At 70.0% G+C, this 15,914-nt stretch carries 16 protein-coding genes; 8 read left to right on the top strand and 8 right to left on the bottom strand.

Annotation, left to right across the window (positions count from 1 at the left end; translation table 11 throughout):
- Nucleotides 1-119: 119 nt before the first annotated feature.
- Nucleotides 120-461, bottom strand: coding sequence for an aegerolysin family protein (locus KS03_RS27530; RefSeq protein WP_197964227.1), 342 nt, complete (start codon nt 459-461; stop codon nt 120-122).
- A gap of 415 nt (nt 462-876) precedes the next feature.
- Nucleotides 877-1,284, bottom strand: a complete 408-nt coding sequence (locus KS03_RS27525) for a type 2 periplasmic-binding domain-containing protein (protein WP_127913940.1) — start codon at nt 1,282-1,284, stop codon at nt 877-879.
- 426 nt (nt 1,285-1,710) lie between these two features.
- On the opposite strand from KS03_RS27525, the gene KS03_RS27520 reads away from it, so the two are divergent.
- Nucleotides 1,711-2,019, top strand: coding sequence for a hypothetical protein (locus tag KS03_RS27520; RefSeq protein ID WP_035977957.1), 309 nt, complete (start codon nt 1,711-1,713; stop codon nt 2,017-2,019).
- Nucleotides 2,020-2,094: 75 nt separating this feature from the next.
- On the opposite strand, the gene KS03_RS27515 is transcribed toward KS03_RS27520, so the two are convergent.
- Nucleotides 2,095-3,165 (bottom strand): aldose epimerase family protein, encoded by a 1,071-nt coding sequence (locus tag KS03_RS27515; RefSeq protein ID WP_015876200.1) that lies wholly within the window; start codon nt 3,163-3,165, stop codon nt 2,095-2,097.
- On the bottom strand, nt 3,162-4,385 hold the full coding sequence (locus KS03_RS27510) for a XylR family transcriptional regulator (RefSeq protein ID WP_015876199.1): 1,224 nt from the start codon (nt 4,383-4,385) through the stop codon (nt 3,162-3,164). The genes KS03_RS27515 and KS03_RS27510 overlap by 4 nt, the downstream gene beginning before the upstream one ends.
- A 316-nt stretch (nt 4,386-4,701) precedes the next feature.
- On the opposite strand from KS03_RS27510, the gene xylF reads away from it, so the two are divergent.
- The 6 genes from xylF to KS03_RS27480 all read left to right on the top strand — a co-directional run bounded on the left by xylF (nt 4,702) and on the right by KS03_RS27480 (nt 10,980).
- Complete coding sequence (xylF, locus tag KS03_RS27505) at nt 4,702-5,730, top strand: D-xylose ABC transporter substrate-binding protein (protein WP_015876198.1); 1,029 nt, start codon at nt 4,702-4,704, stop codon at nt 5,728-5,730.
- An 88-nt stretch (nt 5,731-5,818) separates the two neighbouring features.
- On the top strand, nt 5,819-7,378 hold the full coding sequence (gene xylG, locus KS03_RS27500; protein ID WP_045678984.1) for a D-xylose ABC transporter ATP-binding protein: 1,560 nt from the start codon (nt 5,819-5,821) through the stop codon (nt 7,376-7,378).
- Nucleotides 7,375-8,577 (top strand): sugar ABC transporter permease, encoded by a 1,203-nt coding sequence (locus tag KS03_RS27495; RefSeq protein WP_017433278.1) that lies wholly within the window; start codon nt 7,375-7,377, stop codon nt 8,575-8,577. The genes xylG and KS03_RS27495 overlap by 4 nt, the downstream gene beginning before the upstream one ends.
- 61 nt (nt 8,578-8,638) lie before the next feature.
- The gene (gene xylB, locus KS03_RS27490) at nt 8,639-9,406 is read left to right on the top strand and encodes a D-xylose 1-dehydrogenase (RefSeq protein WP_015876195.1); all 768 of its coding nucleotides are present in this window, start codon (nt 8,639-8,641) and stop codon (nt 9,404-9,406) included.
- On the top strand, nt 9,403-10,296 hold the full coding sequence (locus tag KS03_RS27485) for an SMP-30/gluconolactonase/LRE family protein (RefSeq protein ID WP_015876194.1): 894 nt from the start codon (nt 9,403-9,405) through the stop codon (nt 10,294-10,296). The genes xylB and KS03_RS27485 overlap by 4 nt, the downstream gene beginning before the upstream one ends.
- A 147-nt stretch (nt 10,297-10,443) precedes the next feature.
- The gene (locus tag KS03_RS27480) at nt 10,444-10,980 is read left to right on the top strand and encodes an NUDIX domain-containing protein (RefSeq protein ID WP_015876193.1); all 537 of its coding nucleotides are present in this window, start codon (nt 10,444-10,446) and stop codon (nt 10,978-10,980) included.
- 27 nt (nt 10,981-11,007) lie between these two features.
- Here the strand turns inward: KS03_RS27480 and KS03_RS27475 are convergent, their stop codons facing one another.
- Complete coding sequence (locus KS03_RS27475) at nt 11,008-11,349, bottom strand: YbjQ family protein (protein ID WP_015876192.1); 342 nt, start codon at nt 11,347-11,349, stop codon at nt 11,008-11,010.
- Between the two features lie 260 nt (nt 11,350-11,609).
- Between KS03_RS27475 and KS03_RS27470 the strand changes: the two genes are divergently transcribed.
- Nucleotides 11,610-12,071: an acyl-CoA thioesterase gene (locus tag KS03_RS27470; protein WP_015876191.1), complete on the top strand. Its 462-nt coding sequence runs from the start codon at nt 11,610-11,612 to the stop codon at nt 12,069-12,071.
- A 59-nt stretch (nt 12,072-12,130) separates the two neighbouring features.
- Here the strand turns inward: KS03_RS27470 and iolB are convergent, their stop codons facing one another.
- The 3 genes from iolB to iolD are packed head-to-tail and all read right to left on the bottom strand — an operon-like array spanning nt 12,131 to nt 15,911.
- A complete protein-coding gene (iolB, locus tag KS03_RS27465) occupies nt 12,131-12,994 on the bottom strand; it encodes a 5-deoxy-glucuronate isomerase (RefSeq protein WP_015876190.1) in 864 nt (287 codons plus the stop codon).
- On the bottom strand, nt 12,994-13,911 hold the full coding sequence (iolE, locus tag KS03_RS27460; RefSeq protein ID WP_015876189.1) for a myo-inosose-2 dehydratase: 918 nt from the start codon (nt 13,909-13,911) through the stop codon (nt 12,994-12,996). The genes iolB and iolE overlap by 1 nt, the downstream gene beginning before the upstream one ends.
- Nucleotides 13,908-15,911, bottom strand: a complete 2,004-nt coding sequence (iolD, locus tag KS03_RS27455; protein ID WP_045678923.1) for a 3D-(3,5/4)-trihydroxycyclohexane-1,2-dione acylhydrolase (decyclizing) — start codon at nt 15,909-15,911, stop codon at nt 13,908-13,910. The genes iolE and iolD overlap by 4 nt, the downstream gene beginning before the upstream one ends.
- Between the last annotated feature and the right edge of the window lie 3 nt (nt 15,912-15,914).

Here is a 15,914-nt window from a genome sequence, read left to right as displayed (position 1 = left end):
ATTCGTGGGTGATTCGGTGCGACGGGCTGGCCGTAGTGGTCAACTCATCCAAACACTGTGTTCGATGCCCAGTCCTCGCTCGCGCTCGCTCAGAACGGGCGCGAGCGAATTACTCGGCGTTATTCCTGCTTGATGTAGAAATCGACGGTCGCGTTATCACCGGAGCCGCCATCGTAGCCAACCTTGTAACCCGCCGCGCTGACGGTAATCGAATAGCCGTTGTTGCCGATGTACGGATTGTCCCAGTAGATCCGAACGTTCTCGATGCCATCGTTGTCGGCAAATTGATATTGAAGCTTTCCTTCGGTTCCGGTCATGAAACCGTCTGAATCGGTCTGCCACTGGCCGGTCTGACCATTCGGAATTTTTTCCGGGGGATACGTTACCCACTCGCCGTGCGCTAGCTGGATCGACGTCGAGTCCAGATAAAGTGTGTGTCCCGAATTGTTTTGCAGTTTCACGACAGTGCTTCGTGAAGACATTTTTCTCTCCATGTTGAAATGTATTTGCGCATTGCAACGCATTTAATGTGTGCGTCCGGCAACGCATGCTAAACATACAGTGCAAGTTTTGGATTGGAAAGTTGGTGGTTATGCTTATTTAAATACAATAACAATTATTTAAATTATTCTAATATTCAATGCTATTAAATAACTGTTGGCGATTTGTAATATAGCAAAAACAGTACTTGACTTGTAACCGCTCTCGTATTCTGCGCATTGTGCGGCATGAACCTTGGTCGATCCTGGGCATTTTCGGCCCGAAACGGCCTCTTGGTTGGCGGTCCTCGTTTTTGCGCTCAGTTCGACCGGCAGCCATCCGCACCAGTTCGGCCCGAACAGTTCCCGCTCATCCACCCGCATCTCCCGCACCAACTCAACCAACGCCCGCAGTCGCACCGGCACGAGTCCGCCGCTCGCTAGCACGTTGCCAATCAACCACTCCGACAGAAAACCTAGGCCGAGCCCAGCCAGCACCGCTCCGCGGATCGTGCCTCACGCTGAACACCATGAGTGGTGGCGTATTGACGACGAACTTGCGCCCGGTGTTTTCAAGCTCCCCATGACAAATTCCGCCGTGCCCGAGCCGCATCGCGATGCGAAGATGCCGGCCCAGGTCGGCAGGCTCGCTCGGTGTATGCCATCGCGCCGGATAATCGGGCGTACTAGCAACCAGCATTCGGATATCGCACATGAGCGGCACCGCGATCATATCCAGCGGCACCGACTCGGCGAGCCGCACTTCCACGTCGAACTCTGCCGCGGCGATGTCGATGAGCCGCATGTCGGTCGCCCCCCGACGCGCAAATTCGGATAGCGCCATAGGTATCCGGTCAGCAATCGCTCCACGGCAAGCACCAGCTCGAGTTCGGCCAATTCGGCCCACTGCATCGATTGTCCCGATTTTCGAAATAACGCCGGAATCACAAGTCGTCTTATCGGAGCCGTCGCGCAAGCCTACACCCGGTTCGTGTCGGCGGCACCTGCGCCGGTGTCGTCAAAACCCTTCAAGGAGAGTGCGCGTGCAAGGTTGCGAGCAGATCTATTTCGATGGCTGTGGTTCATCATCCTGCACGGCGAGGGAGGATTCGATCTTCACGACCCTAGTACCGAGCAAGTAACGGGCTCGGCGAGGAGCAGGACGCGCGCCGCGCGATCGCGGTGCCCAACGTGGCGTTCCCGGCCTGGGCGCCCCCCGCGTGCCGAGCGTGTGGACGCCTATCCGGCGCAGCGGATATCGGCCGCGATCGAGGCGCTGGGGGCGTTTTCTGTCGAGAAAATGGCCGGTGCCGCGTGCGTGGATGTGATGCCGGCGGGCGTGGCTGTGCTGATACCCTGGAGTAGCAACGCCGGTTTCATCTGCAATATGCTGGCCACGGCGCTGGCGGCCGGACGCACGGCCGTGGTCAAGCCGGTCGAGACGGGGAAGTGGGCAGACCCGGATCGCTGGAGACGCTGGACGCGGCCGAAGTGGGGGCTCGGCGCGTATCTGGAGCCGAAGACGCTGACGGTGGGATAGACGTCAGGGCCGTTGGCCTCTTTTGTCGGCGTCGTTGCAGTCGACGACGCAGGGGCCAGCCACGCACACGGCTGTTTATCCCGCCACCGCCACCCGATACCGCGTGTCCTGCCGATACACCTCGCCGGGGCGCAGCACCACCGCCTCGGCGTCTTCCGAATTGATCTGGTTCGGGAACGCACCCGCTTCCAGGCACAGCGCGCTGCGCGGCCCGTGCAGGCCCGCCAGCGAATTGCCCGTATAAAGCTGCAGGCCCGGCTGGTCGGTCAGCACCGTTAGCTCGCGGCCGCTGCCGGGATCGTAGACGCGCGCCACGGCGCGCACGCCGCCGTCGCCTTCGGCCTCGCGCAGCGCGAAGCAGTGGTCGAAGCCGCCCGCCAGCGCGAGCTGCGCATGCGGCCAGCCGAGCCGCGCGCCGAGCGGCGCGCTCTGGCGGAAATCGAACGCGGTGCCGGCCACGCTCGCGAGCCGCGTCGGGATCATCCGCGCGTCCACTTCCAGATAGCGGTCGGCGTCGATCGTCAGGACGTGCCCGTCGATGTCGGCACGCGGGCGCCCGCTCAGGTTGAAATACGGATGGCTCGTCAGCTGCAGCGGCGTGGGCGCGTCGGCGCGCGCCTCATAGCCGATCGACAGCGTGCCGTCGTCATCGAGCGCATAGCGCACCTGCACCTCGACGTTGCCGGGGAACCCGCCGTCGCCCTCGGGCGAGACGAGCCGCATCAGCAGCGCGTCGTCGAGCATGTCGGCCTCCCACAGCGCGCGGTGAAAGCCGCTCAGGCCGCCGTGCAGGCACTGCTCGCCGTCGTTGCGGTCGAGCGGGTAGTCGATGCCGTCGAGCGTGAAGCGCGCGCCCGCGATGCGGTTCGAGCAGCGCCCCACCAGCGCGCCGAGATAGGCGCGCGAATCGAGGTAGGCGGCCGGCGCGTCGAAGCCGAGCAGGATCTCGCCGAGCCGGCCGCCGCGGTCGGGCGTCTGCCACGACACCAGCGTCGCGCCGAGGTCGCTGATCGCCACCCGCATGCCGTGGGCGTTGCGCAGCGTGAAGAGGCGCACCGGGTCGCCGCCGGGCAGGCGGCCCCACGGCCGCGACGAGACACGCTGACCGGCCGGCCCGAAGGCCGGCGTCGATGGGATTGCGCTCAAGCATGGCCTCCGGACAGCGTGCGTTCCTGGTATTCGCGCGGCGTGCAGTCGAGCTCGCGCCGGAACACCGCGTACATGTATTGCGTCGAGGTGAAGCCGCAGCGCACCGCCACCTCGGCGGTGGCCAGCTCGCGCTGCCTGAGCAGCTGCTTGGCCGCATCGAGCTTGTGGCGCAGGATTTCCTGATGCACGGTGCAGCGCAGCTCGCGGCGGAAATGCTCCTCGAGCGACGAGCGCGACATGCCCACGTAGTCGGCCACCTGCTCGGTGCGGATGCCCTGGCACGCATACTGGCGGATGAAGTGCCGTGCGCGCATCACGTAGGGGCTCGCGAGCGGCTGGTGGCGCGTGGAGGCCAGCACGTTGATGCCCACCGGCGGCACCAGGATCTGGCGCCCCGCGAAGCGCGCCCCGCCGAGCATCTGATGCAGCAGGTGGGCGGCGGTGCGGCCCATTTCCTCGGTGCCCTGGATCACCGACGAGAGCGGAATGCGCGACAGCGTGCGCGTGAGCGGATCGTTGTCGATGCCGATGATGGCGATCTCCTCGGGCACCGCGAGCCCGGCCGACACGCAGGCCTGCAGCAGGTGCCGCGCGCGCGCGTCGGTCACGGCGATCACGCCCACCGGCTTGGGCAGCGCGCGCAGCCAGTCGATCAGCTGCTGCGTGGACTGGTGCCAGGTGGGCGCGCTGGTGGACAGCCCGCGGTAGATCTCGCGCTCGATCGGCAGCGCCGGCGCATCGTGGCGGCGCAGGCGCGTGTAGACGCGCTCGCGCTGCTGCGCCCAGCGGTTCTCGTCGGCGGGCGGCAGGCTGTAGAGCGCGAAGTGCTCGAGCCCGGCCTCGATCAGGTGCGTGTAGGCCAGCGCGATCAGCTTGCCGTTGTCGGTCGCCACGTAGGGCAGGCCGGCCGGATAGTGCGCCGCGTCCTCGTAGGACGAGCCGACCGCCACCACCGGCAGCCGGCAGCCGCGCAGCGCCGCGTCCACGGCCGGATCGTCGAAGTCGGCGATGATGCCGTCGCCGTCGAAGCGCTCGATGCCGGCCAGCCGGCAGCGGAAATCGTCCTCGAGGAACAGATCCCAGGTCACGCGCGTCGAGCGCATGTAGTCGCCGATGCCGGCGATCACCTCGCGGTCGTACACCTTGTTGGCATTGAACAGCAGCGCGATGCGATGCGCGCGCGCGGGCGGCGGCGGATCGGCGGACGGGCGTTGCATGAGCGGGTCTCCTTGCGAGGCAAAGGCGGCGGCTCGCATAACGAAATCACGGGCGCCAGGGCGGCCCGGGTGTCGCGGTCCGATCATTCTAGTGGCTGTCGGCCGCGCCGCCGCCGCGATCGCATCGGGCCGGCAAGAAATATTAAGGCGATTGGGCAATTTCGTAATTGCCGCCCGGCGGCCGGCGCATGCACCATGCCGCTTGTCGTCGGGCCGGCCGCGCCCGGACCGCGCGCCGCCGGCCGGCGCGCCGGGCGCCGTAGGCCGGCGGCCGGCCGCTCACACACAAGAACCAGTACGAAATGGAGACAGAGACATGCCATCGAATCGCCGTCGTTCCGTCCTGAAATCCCTGGTCGCCACCGCCGCGCTCGCGAGCCTCTCGCTGGCGGCGCCGCTCGCCCATGCCAGCAAGGACCGCCCCGAGATCGGCTTTTGCATCGACGACCTGCGCGTCGAGCGCTGGTCGCGCGATCGCGACTACTTCGTCGCCGCGGCCGAAAAGCTCGGCGCGAAGGTGTCGGTGCAGTCGGCCGACGCCAGCGAGGAGCGCCAGATCTCGCAGATCGAGAATCTGATCTCGCGCGGCGTGGACGTGATCGTGATCGTGCCGTTCAATTCGAAGGCGCTCACCAACGTGGTGGCCGAGGCCAAGAAAGCCGGCATCAAGGTGGTTTCGTACGATCGGCTGATCCTCGACGCCGACGTGGACGCCTACATCTCGTTCGACAACGAGAAGGTGGGCGAGATGCAGGCGCAGGGCGTGCTCAACGCGCGGCCCAAGGGGCGCTACTTCCTGCTCGGCGGCGCGCCCACCGACAACAACGCGAAGATGCTGCGCGAAGGCCAGATGAAGGTGCTGCAGCCGGCCATCGACCGCGGCGACGTCAAGGTGGTCGGCTCGCAGTGGGTGCCCGAATGGAGCGCCTCCACCGCGCTCGGCATCATGGAGAACGCGCTGACCGCCAACGGCAACCGGATCGACGCGGTGGTCGCCTCCAACGACGGCACCGCGGGCGGCGCGATCCAGGCGCTCGCCGCGCAGCACCTGGCCGGCAAGGTGCCGGTGTCGGGGCAGGACGCCGACCTCGCCGCCGTCAAGCGGCTGGTGGCCGGCACCCAGACGATGACGGTCTACAAGCCGCTCAAGCTGATCGCGGGCGAGGCGGCCAAGCTCGCCGTGACGCTCGCCAAGGGCGGCAAGCCGGCCTACAACGCGCAGTACGACAACGGCCGGAAGAAGGTGGACACGCTGCTGCTGCAGCCGACCCTGCTCACCAAGGACAACGTCGACGTGGTGGTGAAGGACGGCTTCTACACCCAGGCGCAGATCGGCGCGCACTGAGGCGGCGGCCCGCCCGCGCCCGGGCGGCGCGGGCACGGGCCACCCGAGACCCGGATATGAACGAGGACGACGCATGTCGGACACCCGCATGACGCAACCCCTGCTTCAGATGCGCGGCATCGTGAAGGCCTTCGGCGGCGTGAAGGCGCTCGACGGCATCGATCTCGTGGTGCGGCCCGGCGAATGCGTGGGCCTGTGCGGCGAGAACGGCGCCGGCAAGTCCACGCTGATGAAGGTGCTCTCGGGCGTCTACCCGAGCGGCACCTGGGACGGCGAGATCCTCTGGGAGGGCCGCCCGCTGCAGGCCGCCGGGATTCGCGACAGCGAGCGCGCCGGCATCGTCATCATCCACCAGGAGCTGATGCTGGTGCCGGAGCTGTCGGTGGCCGAGAACCTGTTTCTCGGCAACGAACTGACGCTGCCGGGCGGACGCATGCACTACGCGGCGATGATGCGCCGCGCCGACGAGCTGCTGACCGGGCTCGGCATCACCGGCATCAACGTGGCGCTGCCGGTGATGCACTACGGCGGCGGCCACCAGCAGCTGATCGAGATCGCCAAGGCGCTCAACAAGCAGGCCAAGCTGCTGATCCTCGACGAGCCGTCCTCGTCGCTGACGGCCGCCGAGACGCGCATCCTGCTCGACATCGTCCGCGATCTGAAGGCGCGCGGCATCGCCTGCGTCTACATCTCGCACAAGCTCGACGAGGTCGAGGCCGTCTGCGACACCGTCACCGTGATCCGTGACGGCAGGCACGTCTCGACCCAGCCGATGCAGGGCATGTCGACCGACCGGATCATCGCGCAGATGGTGGGGCGCGAGATCAGCAACCTGTTCCCGCGCGAGCCGCACCCGGTCGGCGAGATCGTGTTCGAGGCGCGCAACGTGACCTGCCTCGACCTCAACAATCCGCGCCGCAAGCGCGTGGACGACGTCTCGTTCGCGGTGCGGCGCGGCGAGATCCTCGGCGTGGCCGGGCTGGTGGGCGCGGGGCGCACCGAGCTGATGCAGGCGATCTTCGGCTCCTATCCCGGCGCGAGCGAGGCGCAGGTGCTGCTCGACGGCGCGCCGCTCCGGATCCGCGCGCCGCTCGACGCGATCCGCGCCGGCATCGCGATGGTGCCCGAGGACCGCAAGCGTCACGGCATCGTCCCGCAGCTGAGCGTCGGCCACAACATCACGCTTGCCGTGCTGCAGCGCTTCGCGCGCTTCGGCCGGATCGACGCGGCCGCCGAGCACGACACGATCCGCGTCGAGATGCGCCGGCTGTCGGTGCGCGCCGCGCATCCGATGCTGTCGATCGCGAGCCTGTCGGGCGGCAACCAGCAGAAGGCGGTGCTAACCCGCATGCTGCTGACCGAGCCGCGCGTGCTGATCCTCGACGAACCCACGCGCGGCGTGGACGTGGGCGCGAAGTACGAGATCTACAAGCTGATCGGCGATCTCGCCAAGCGCGGGATGGCGATCGTGATGGTGTCCTCGGAGCTGCCCGACGTGCTCGGCATCGCCGATCGCGTGCTCGTGATCGGCGACGGCGAGCTGCGCGGCGATTTCCCCAACGACGGACTTACCCAGGAACAGGTGCTGAGCGCGGCGATCCGGCCCGCGCGGCGCGACACGACTCACAGCGAGGCAGGCATCGCATGACACCCGAGACGACCACCCAGGCCGCCGACCGCGCGGCCCGCCCGGCGGGCGCCGGCGGCACCGCGCAGCAGCTGCGCCGGCTGTTCGCGCGCTACAAGATCCTCGCGCTGCTGATCGCGGTGGCGGCGATCTGGCTGCTGTTTTCGGTGCTGACCGACGGCGCGTTCATCACGCCGCGCAACCTGTCCAACCTGCTGCGGCAGATGTCGATCACCGGCATGCTGGCCTGCGGGATGGTGTTCGTGATCATCGCCGGCGAGATCGACCTGTCGGTGGGCTCGCTGCTCGGCCTGCTGGGCGGCGTGGCGGCGATCCTCGATCAGGCGCTCGGCTGGCCGATCGCGGCGACCGTGCCGGTGGTGATGGTGCTCGGCGTGGCGGCGGGCCTCTTCAACGGCTGGTGGTCCACCTACCGGGGCGTGCCGTCGTTCATCGTCGGGCTGGGCGGCATGCTGGCCTATCGCGGCATCCTGCTCGGCATCACGCATGGCGCGACCATCGCGCCGGTCTCGGACGGCTTCGTGCAGATCGGCCAGGGCTACGTGCCGCCGCGCATCGGCGACGCCATCGCGCTGCTGATCGTGGTGCTGCTGGTGGCGGTGACGGTGCGCCAGCGGCGCGCGCGGCGCCGCTACCAGCTCGAGGTCGCGCCGCTCTGGCAGGACGTCGCCAAGCTGGTCGCGGCCGGGCTGATCGTGGCCGCGTTCGTGGCCACGCTCGACAGCTACGGCGGGATCCCCGTGCCCGTGCTGGTGGTGCTCGCGCTGCTCGGCATCTTCTCGTGGGTGGCCACCCAGACCGTGTTCGGCCGGCGCATCTACTCGGTCGGCTCGAACCTGGAGGCCACGCGCCTGTCGGGCATCAACACCGACCGCGTGAAACTCGCGATCTTCGGGCTGATGGGGCTGATGTGCGCGTTCGGCGGCATCGTCAACACCGCGCGGCTCGCGGCCGGCTCGCCGTCGGCGGGCAACATGGGCGAGCTCGATGCGATCGCCGCCTGCTTCATCGGCGGCACCTCGATGCGCGGCGGCGCGGGCACCGTGCACGGCGCGCTGATCGGCGCGCTGGTGATGGCCAGCCTCGACAACGGCATGTCGATGCTCGACGTGGACGCCTACTGGCAGATGATCGTCAAGGGCGGGATCCTGGTGCTGGCCGTCTGGATTGACGTGATGTCGCGCGCCGGGCGCCGCTAGGGGCCGCCGCGCGCGGCAGCTTTCTTTCAATGGTCTGCTGACCGGTTTTTCGGGATCTTTCATGACTTATGCCATCTATCCGAGCCTGGCCGGCCGTCACGTCGTGGTGACGGGCGGCGGCACCGGGATCGGCGCGGCGATCGTCGCGGCGTTCGCCGCGCAGGGCGCGCGCGTGAGCTTCATCGACATCGCGCGCGACGAATCGGCGGCGCTTGCCGCCTCGCTCGGCGACACGCCCTTGCCGCCGGTGTTCCACTACTGCGATCTGCGCGACATCGACGCGCTGAACGCCACCTTCGCCGCGATCGTGGCCGAGGCGGGGCCGGTGGAGGTGCTGGTCAACAACGCGGCCAACGACGACCGCCACCAGCCCGGCGAGCTGACGGCGGCCTATTGGGACAGCCGCATCGAAGTGAACCTGCGCCATCAGTTCTTCTGCGCGCAGGCGGTGATGCCGGGCATGCGCTCGCTCGGGCGCGGCGTGATCCTGAACCTCGGCTCGATCTCGTGGCATATCGCCGAGACCGGGCTGAGCATCTACATGACCGCCAAGGCCGGCATCGAGGGCCTGACGCGCGGCCTCGCGCGCGACCTCGGCGGGTTCGGCATCCGCGTGAACTGCATCGTGCCGGGCGCCGTGCGCACGCCGCGCCAGATGAAGCTGTGGCAGTCGCCCGAGAGCGAGGCGAAGCTGGTGGCCGCGCAATGCCTGCACGAGCGCGTCGAGCCCGAGCACGTCGCGCGCATGGCGCTGTTCCTCGCCTCCGACGACGCCGCGCGCTGCACCGCGCGCGAATACTTCGTCGACGCCGGCTGGTTCGGCGGATGATGCCGGCCATCGTGCCCGACTGCGTGTGGCCGGTGGCGGCCACGCTCGGCGAGGGAGCCTGCTGGGACGCCGCCGCGCGCCGCGTGCTGTTCGTCGACATCAAGGGCCGGCGGCTCCATCGCTATGACCCGGCGGGCGGCGGGCGCGAGAGCTGGCAGGCGCCGGGGCAGATCGGCTTCGCGCTGCCGTGCGCCGACGGCACGCTGATTTGCGGCGTGCAGGGCGGGCTGTTCCGCTTCGCGCCAAGCAGCGGGCAGTTCACGTGCGTGCTGCCGCTGGAGGCCGACCTGCCCGGCAACCGGCTCAACGACGCTTACGTCGATGGGGGCGGCCAGCTCTGGTTCGGCTCGATGGACGACGCCGAGGCCGCGCCCACGGGGCGGCTCTACCGGGTCGGCCAGGACGGCCGCGTCAGCGCGCACGACGCCGGCTACGTGATCACCAACGGCCCCGCCGCGAGCCCCGACGGCCGCACGCTCTATCACACCGACACGCTGCGGCGCCTGGTGTATGCGTTCGACCTCGGCGACGACGGCGTGCCGCGGCGGCGGCGCGTGTTCGTGGCGATCCGCGAGCGCGGCTATCCGGACGGGATGGCCGTCGATGCCGAGGGCGGCGTGTGGATCGCGCTGTTCGACGGCGCGCGGATCGAGCGCTACGCGCCCGACGGCCGGCTGCTCGGCCAGGTGGCGTTTCCCTGCGCGAACGTCACCAAGCTCGCGTTCGGCGGCGACGATCTGCGCACCGTCTACGCGACCACGGCCACCAAGGGCTTGAGCGAGGCGGAACGGCACGCGCAGCCGCTGGCCGGCGCGCTGTTCGCGTTTCGCGCGCCGCTGGCCGGGCTCGCGCCGGCGGTATGCACGGTGCGCTTCGCGCAGGCGGCGTGAGCGGGGGCTGGCATGGCGGGGCGCGGCGCGGGGCGGCGCGGAGCGGGGCGGGCACCGCCCGATGCCTCGCGCCCAAACTCGCTAGAATGAGCGCTTGGCCGATCTCCGCGAAACCACGGCGCCCTCGGCGCCGCGCCCGCACTGCCCATGACCACTGCCGAATACCGTTTCTGTCCGCGCTGCGCGAGTCCGCTCGCCACGCGCGCCGATCCGCTGCACGAGGGCGGCCGGGTCCGCCAGGCCTGCCCCGACGCGGCCTGCGGCTACGTCCATTGGAACAATCCGCTGCCGGTGGTGGCGGCGATCGTCGAATACGACGGCAAGATCCTGCTCGCGCGCAACGCGGCCTGGCCGGAGGGCATGTTCGCGCTGATCACGGGCTTCCTCGAGAGCGGCGAGACGCCCGAGGCGGGCATCGCGCGCGAGGTGCGCGAGGAAACCTCGCTGCAGGCCGAGACGGTCGAACTGGTGGGCGTCTACGAATTCATCCGCAAGAACGAGCTGATCATCGCCTATCACGTGCGGGCCTACGGCGAGATCGCGCTGTCGCCGGAACTGCTCGAATACCGCCTGGTCGAGCCGCCGAAGCTGCGGCCGTGGCGTGCCGGCACCGGCCATGCGCTGGCCGACTGGATGCGCGCGCGCGGCCTCCCATTCGAGTACGTGGATCGCCCGGGGCAGTGAGCGGCGGCCGGGCCGTGTACCCGCGGGTCAGCCGGCTGCCGTCGCCACCACGCGCACCGCCGTGCCGTAGCAGAGCACCTCGGTGATGCCCGCGCCGATGTCGGTGGCGTCGTAGCGCATGCCGATGATCGCGTTGGCGCCGAATTCGGCCGCCTGCTCGACCATCTTGTCGTAGGCATCCTGCCGCGCGCGCTCGCAGAGCGACGTATAGAGCGAGAGCCTGCCGCCGAACAGGGTCTGCAGCGAGGCGCCGAACGTGCCGACGATCGAGCGCGAACGCACCACGATGCCGCGCGCGACGCCGAGCGACTGCTCGATGCGGTGGCCGGGCAGCTCGAAGGCGGTGGTGATCAGGTGATGGGCGGGCATGGCGATTCTCCGGGCGAGTGGGACGCGGCGCGCGACGGGAGCGGCGGCGCCGGGCCGAAGCCGGGCCTCTTGGCATTTCCCGCGCGCTGTGGTTTGCTGGGCGGCGTGCGCGGCGCGTGCCGCCGCCCGAACCGCATGGTCGCGCGAAATGCCGCCCGATGCCAAGCAAAGGCATGCCGGCCGCCGCTCGCGCGGCCGCTCGCCGGTTTCGACCTTTGCGACTTTTCGACTTTTCGACGTCTCCGATTTCTCCGCCGACCATGACGACCCGACCCGAACCCTCGCCGCGCAGCGCCTACCGCCACTTCCTGCCGATCCCGACGCGCTGGATGGACAACGACGTCTACGGCCACGTCAACAATGTCGTCTATTACAGCTACTTCGACACCGTCGTCAACGAGTACCTGATCCGCGCCGGCGTGCTCGACGTCGAGCACGGCGAAACCATCGGCCTGGTGGTCGAGACGCAGTGCAACTACTTCGCGCCGCTGGCGTTTCCGCAGCGGCTGGAGGCCGGGCTGCGCGTGGCGCGGCTCGGCGCGTCGAGCGTGCGCTACGAGATCGGCCTGTTCGCCGAGGGCGAGGCGGCGCCGGCCGCGCAGGGCCATTTCGTCCACGTCTACGTGGCGCGCGCGAGCCGCCGCCCGGTGCCGCTGCCGGACGCGCTGCGCGCCGCGCTCGCGCCGCTCGCGGCGCCGCTGCCGCCGGCCGACGGCGGCTAGACGGCGGCTAGACGGCGGCCGGCCGCGCTTGGCGAGCGCCGCCCGTCGGCCTGGCGACCTCAGCGTTGCGCCTGCGCGGCCTGCGCCTGCGCCGCGTCGCGCTTCGCGATCCAGTCGTGCTGCGGATCGTTCCTGAAGTGCCAGACGCGCGTCGGCCCGGCCATCACGTTCAGATAGTACGAGTCATAGCCATACGGCACCACCACCGGGTGATAGCCGCGCGGCACCATCACCACGTCGTGATCGGACACGGCCATCGATTCGTCGAGGTCGCGCTCGTCGGTGTAGACGCGCTGGAACACGAAGCCTTGCGGCGGGTTCACGCGATGGTAGTAGGTCTCCTCCAGGAAGCTCTCGGCCGGCACGTCGTCGGTGTCGTGCTTGTGCGGCGGGTAGCTCGACGAATGTCCCGACGGGGTGCGCACCTCCACCACCAGCAGCGCCTCGGCCGGCTCGGTTTGCGGGAGGATGTCGCAGACGTAGCGCGTGTTCGCGCCGGTGCCGCGCACCGAGCGCTTCATCTGGCCGGGCTCGATGCGCCGCGGCGGATAGCGGCCGGTGCCGGGCGCGCTCGCCACGCCGAGTTCGGTGGCGCGCCGCGCCGTGACGGTCACGCGGCGGCCGGGCGGCAGGTAGAGCGCGGCGGGCGGCGCGTCGTCGAACACGCTCTCGCGCGAGCCGAGCGCCTCCCAGCGCGTGCCGTCCTGGTCCGCCACGTCCACCTGGCCCGCCATCACCACCAGGCAGGTCTCGCGCGCGGGCTCGTGAATCGTCAGGCTTTCGCCGGCCGCGAGGCGGTATGCGGCGAAGCCCACGTGGTGCCAGCGCGCCGATTCCGGCGTGACGCAGGCGATCGACCGGCCGCTGGCGGCGGCCTTGACGAGCAGGCTCGCGGGCGGATTCGGATTCGGATGGGAACTCATTACGCGGCCTCCTTGCCGGTGGATGCGAGCGGCGCGTCGAGCAGCGCGCGCAGCGTGCGGTAGCCCTGGTCGGCGAACGCGTAGCTCGGCGCGATCACCGGGTCCTGTTCGGCCTCGACCACGAACCAGCCGCGGTAGCCATGGCGTTTCAGGCGCTCGACGACGGCCGGGAAATCGACGTCGCCGTCGCCGGGCACCGTGAACGCGCCGTTGATGACCGATTGCAGGAAGCTCCAGTTGCGGTTGCGCGCGAGCCGGATCACCTCGGTGCGCACGTCCTTGCAGTGGACGTGGCAGACGCGGTGGATGTGCCGCTCCAGCACCGCGAGCGGATCGCCGCCGCCGAACGTGATGTGGCCGGTGTCGAACAGCAGCCCGAGCGCGTCGTCGGTCAGCGCCATCAGCCGGTCGATGTCGGCGGGCGATTCGACATAGGCGCCCATGTGATGGTGATAGGCGGTGCGCACGCCCTGGCTCAGCGTGAAGCGCGCGAATTCGTCGAGCCGGCGCGCGTACTGCTCCCACTGCGCCTCGCCGACGAAGCGCGGCCGCTGGTAGAGCGGCACCTCGGCCGCGCCCTGGATCGAGGCGGCCACCTCGCCGTACACCATCACCGTCGCGCCGTTCTTCGCGAGCAGCTCGAGGTGCGGGCCGACCGCGTCGATCTCCTCCTGGGCGCTGCGCTCGGCGAGCCGCCCCGAATACCAGCCCGAGACGAGCGCGAGCTCGTATTCGGCCAGCAGCGCCTTGAGCGCCTGCGGCTCGCGCGGGAACTTGTTGCCGAGCTCGAAGCCCGCGTAGCCGATCCGCCTGCCTTCGGTCAGCGCCACGGCCAGCGGGGTCTCGCCGCCGAGCGAAGGCAGGTCGTCGTTCATCCACGACAGCGGGTTGATGCCGATTCGGATGTCGTAACTCATGTCGATGATTCCGGGGAGTGGGGTTCAGCGGTGCAGCCGGCGGCGGGCAGGCCGGCACCGGAGGCGCCGGCGCGGGCGGCGAGCCGTGCTTCGTAGTTCGCCCGCGCCTCGCGCACGGCGGCGCGCGGCGAGACTTCGGGCACGGCCACCTCCCACCACCAGCCGCCGTCGTCGGTGGTGCGCGCCGGATCGGTGTCGATGCAGATCACGCTGGTGCGTTCGGCCGCGCGGGCGCGGGCCAGCGCGGCGTCGAGCGCGGCCAGGTCGGCCACGTGCTCGCCGTGGGCGCCGAGCGCGCGCGCATGCGCGGCGAAGTCGATCGCGGGCGCGCCTGCCGGGCCTTGCAGGCAATCGTCGAGCAGGTTGTTGAACGGCGCGCCGCCGCAGGCCTGCTGGAGCCGGTTGATGCAGCCGTAGCCGCGGTTGTCGAGCACCACCACGATCAGCTTCGCGCCGAGCATCACGGAGGTGGCGATCTCGCTGTTCATCATCAGGTAGCTGCCGTCGCCGACGAACACGATCACCTCGCGCTCGGGCCGCGCGAGCTTCACGCCGAGGCCGCCCGCGATCTCGTAGCCCATGCAGGAGTAGCCGTATTCGACGTGATAGCCGCCCGGCACCGCGGCGCGCCAGAGCTTGTGCAGCTCGGCGGGCAGCGTGCCGGCCGCGCACACGGCGATGTCGCCGGCCGCCGAGGCGGCGCTGCTGCGCTGCACGGCGCCGATCACGTCGGCGTCGTAGGGCAGCGCATGCGCCCGCGGCGGCGTGTTCGTGAGCGTCTGCACGGCGTCGCGCCAGCCGGCGGCGAGCGTCTGCGCGCGCGTGGTCCAGCCCGGCTCGGCCCGCCAGCCCTCGAGCCTGGCGCCGAGCGCATCGAGCGCGAGCCGCGCGTCGGACGCGACGGCGGTGGCCTGGTGCTTGAGCGCGTCGAACGCGTTCGCGTTGATGCCGATCACGGCCGCCCGCGCGAACAGCGTGTTCGAGCCGGTGGTGAAGTCCTGCAGCCGCGTGCCGACCGCGATCACGCAGTCGGCCTCGGCGGCCAGCGCGTTGGCGGCGGGCGCGCCGGTCACGCCGAGCGCGCCGGCGTTGAGCGGATGGTCCCAGGCCAGCGTGCTCTTGCCGGCCTGGGTCTCGGCGACCGGAATGCCGTGGCGCTCGGCGAACGCGCGCAGCGCCGGCGCGCCGCCCGCGCTGTAGAGCACGCCGCCGCCCGCGATCAGCAGCGGCCGGCGCGCGGCGCGCAGCGCGCCGGCTGCGGCCGCGAGCTCGGCCTCGACGGGCGCCGGCGCATGGAAGCCGACCACGCGCGGCGCGAAGAACGCGGCCGGATAGTCGTAGGCCATCGCCTGCACGTCCTGCGGCAGCGCGAGCGTGACCGGCCCGCACTGCGCCGCGTCGGTCAGCACGCGCAGCGCGCGCGGCAGCGCGGTGAGCAGCTGCGCCGGGTGGACGATCCGGTCGAAGTAGCGCGACACCGCCTTCAGCGCGTCGTTGACGGACACGCCGCCGTCGTGCGCATCCTCCAACTGCTGCAGCACCGGGTCGGGCGCGCGCGAGACGAAGCCGTCGCCGGGCAGCAGCAGCACCGGCAGGCGGTTCACGTGCGCGAGCGCGGCGGCCGTGACGAGGTTGGTCGCGCCGGGGCCGATCGAGGTCGTCACGGCCATCATGCGGCGCCGGAAATGCGCCTTGGCGTAGGCGATCGCGCTGTGCGCCATGGCCTGCTCGTTGTGGGCGCGATAGGTGGGCAGCAGCTCGCGCGCGTGGTAGAGCGCCTCGCCGAGCCCGGCCACGTTGCCGTGGCCGAAGATCGCGAACACGCCGCCGAACAGCGGCGCCGTATCGCCACTGCGGTCACTGCGGCCCCCGTCCGGCTCGGCGGCCACGCGCTGCGCGGCCAGATAGCGGACCAGCGCCTGCGCGGTGGTCAGGCGCACGGTGCCGCCCGTCGCGGCACCGGCCGGCGCGAGGCCGGCTTCGATCTGTCGATGGTTCATCGG

Source organism: Burkholderia glumae LMG 2196 = ATCC 33617 (assembly GCF_000960995.1).
GTDB classification, from domain to species: domain Bacteria; phylum Pseudomonadota; class Gammaproteobacteria; order Burkholderiales; family Burkholderiaceae; genus Burkholderia; species Burkholderia glumae.
This window is presented reverse-complemented; position numbering and strand designations above follow the sequence as displayed.

Coding starts and splice junctions, on each gene's coding strand:
- iolD (WP_045678923.1), bottom strand. CDS start 15,911: ATGAACCATCGACAGATCGAAGCCGGCCTCGCGCCGGCCGGTGCCGCG.
- KS03_RS27480 (WP_015876193.1), top strand. CDS start 10,444: ATGACCACTGCCGAATACCGTTTCTGTCCGCGCTGCGCGAGTCCGCTC.
- KS03_RS27475 (WP_015876192.1), bottom strand. CDS start 11,349: ATGCCCGCCCATCACCTGATCACCACCGCCTTCGAGCTGCCCGGCCAC.
- xylG (WP_045678984.1), top strand. CDS start 5,819: ATGACGCAACCCCTGCTTCAGATGCGCGGCATCGTGAAGGCCTTCGGC.
- KS03_RS27470 (WP_015876191.1), top strand. CDS start 11,610: ATGACGACCCGACCCGAACCCTCGCCGCGCAGCGCCTACCGCCACTTC.
- KS03_RS27510 (WP_015876199.1), bottom strand. CDS start 4,385: ATGCAACGCCCGTCCGCCGATCCGCCGCCGCCCGCGCGCGCGCATCGC.
- KS03_RS27495 (WP_017433278.1), top strand. CDS start 7,375: ATGACACCCGAGACGACCACCCAGGCCGCCGACCGCGCGGCCCGCCCG.
- iolB (WP_015876190.1), bottom strand. CDS start 12,994: ATGAGTTCCCATCCGAATCCGAATCCGCCCGCGAGCCTGCTCGTCAAG.
- KS03_RS27485 (WP_015876194.1), top strand. CDS start 9,403: ATGATGCCGGCCATCGTGCCCGACTGCGTGTGGCCGGTGGCGGCCACG.
- KS03_RS27525 (WP_127913940.1), bottom strand. CDS start 1,284: ATGCGGCTCATCGACATCGCCGCGGCAGAGTTCGACGTGGAAGTGCGG.
- xylF (WP_015876198.1), top strand. CDS start 4,702: ATGCCATCGAATCGCCGTCGTTCCGTCCTGAAATCCCTGGTCGCCACC.
- iolE (WP_015876189.1), bottom strand. CDS start 13,911: ATGAGTTACGACATCCGAATCGGCATCAACCCGCTGTCGTGGATGAAC.
- xylB (WP_015876195.1), top strand. CDS start 8,639: ATGACTTATGCCATCTATCCGAGCCTGGCCGGCCGTCACGTCGTGGTG.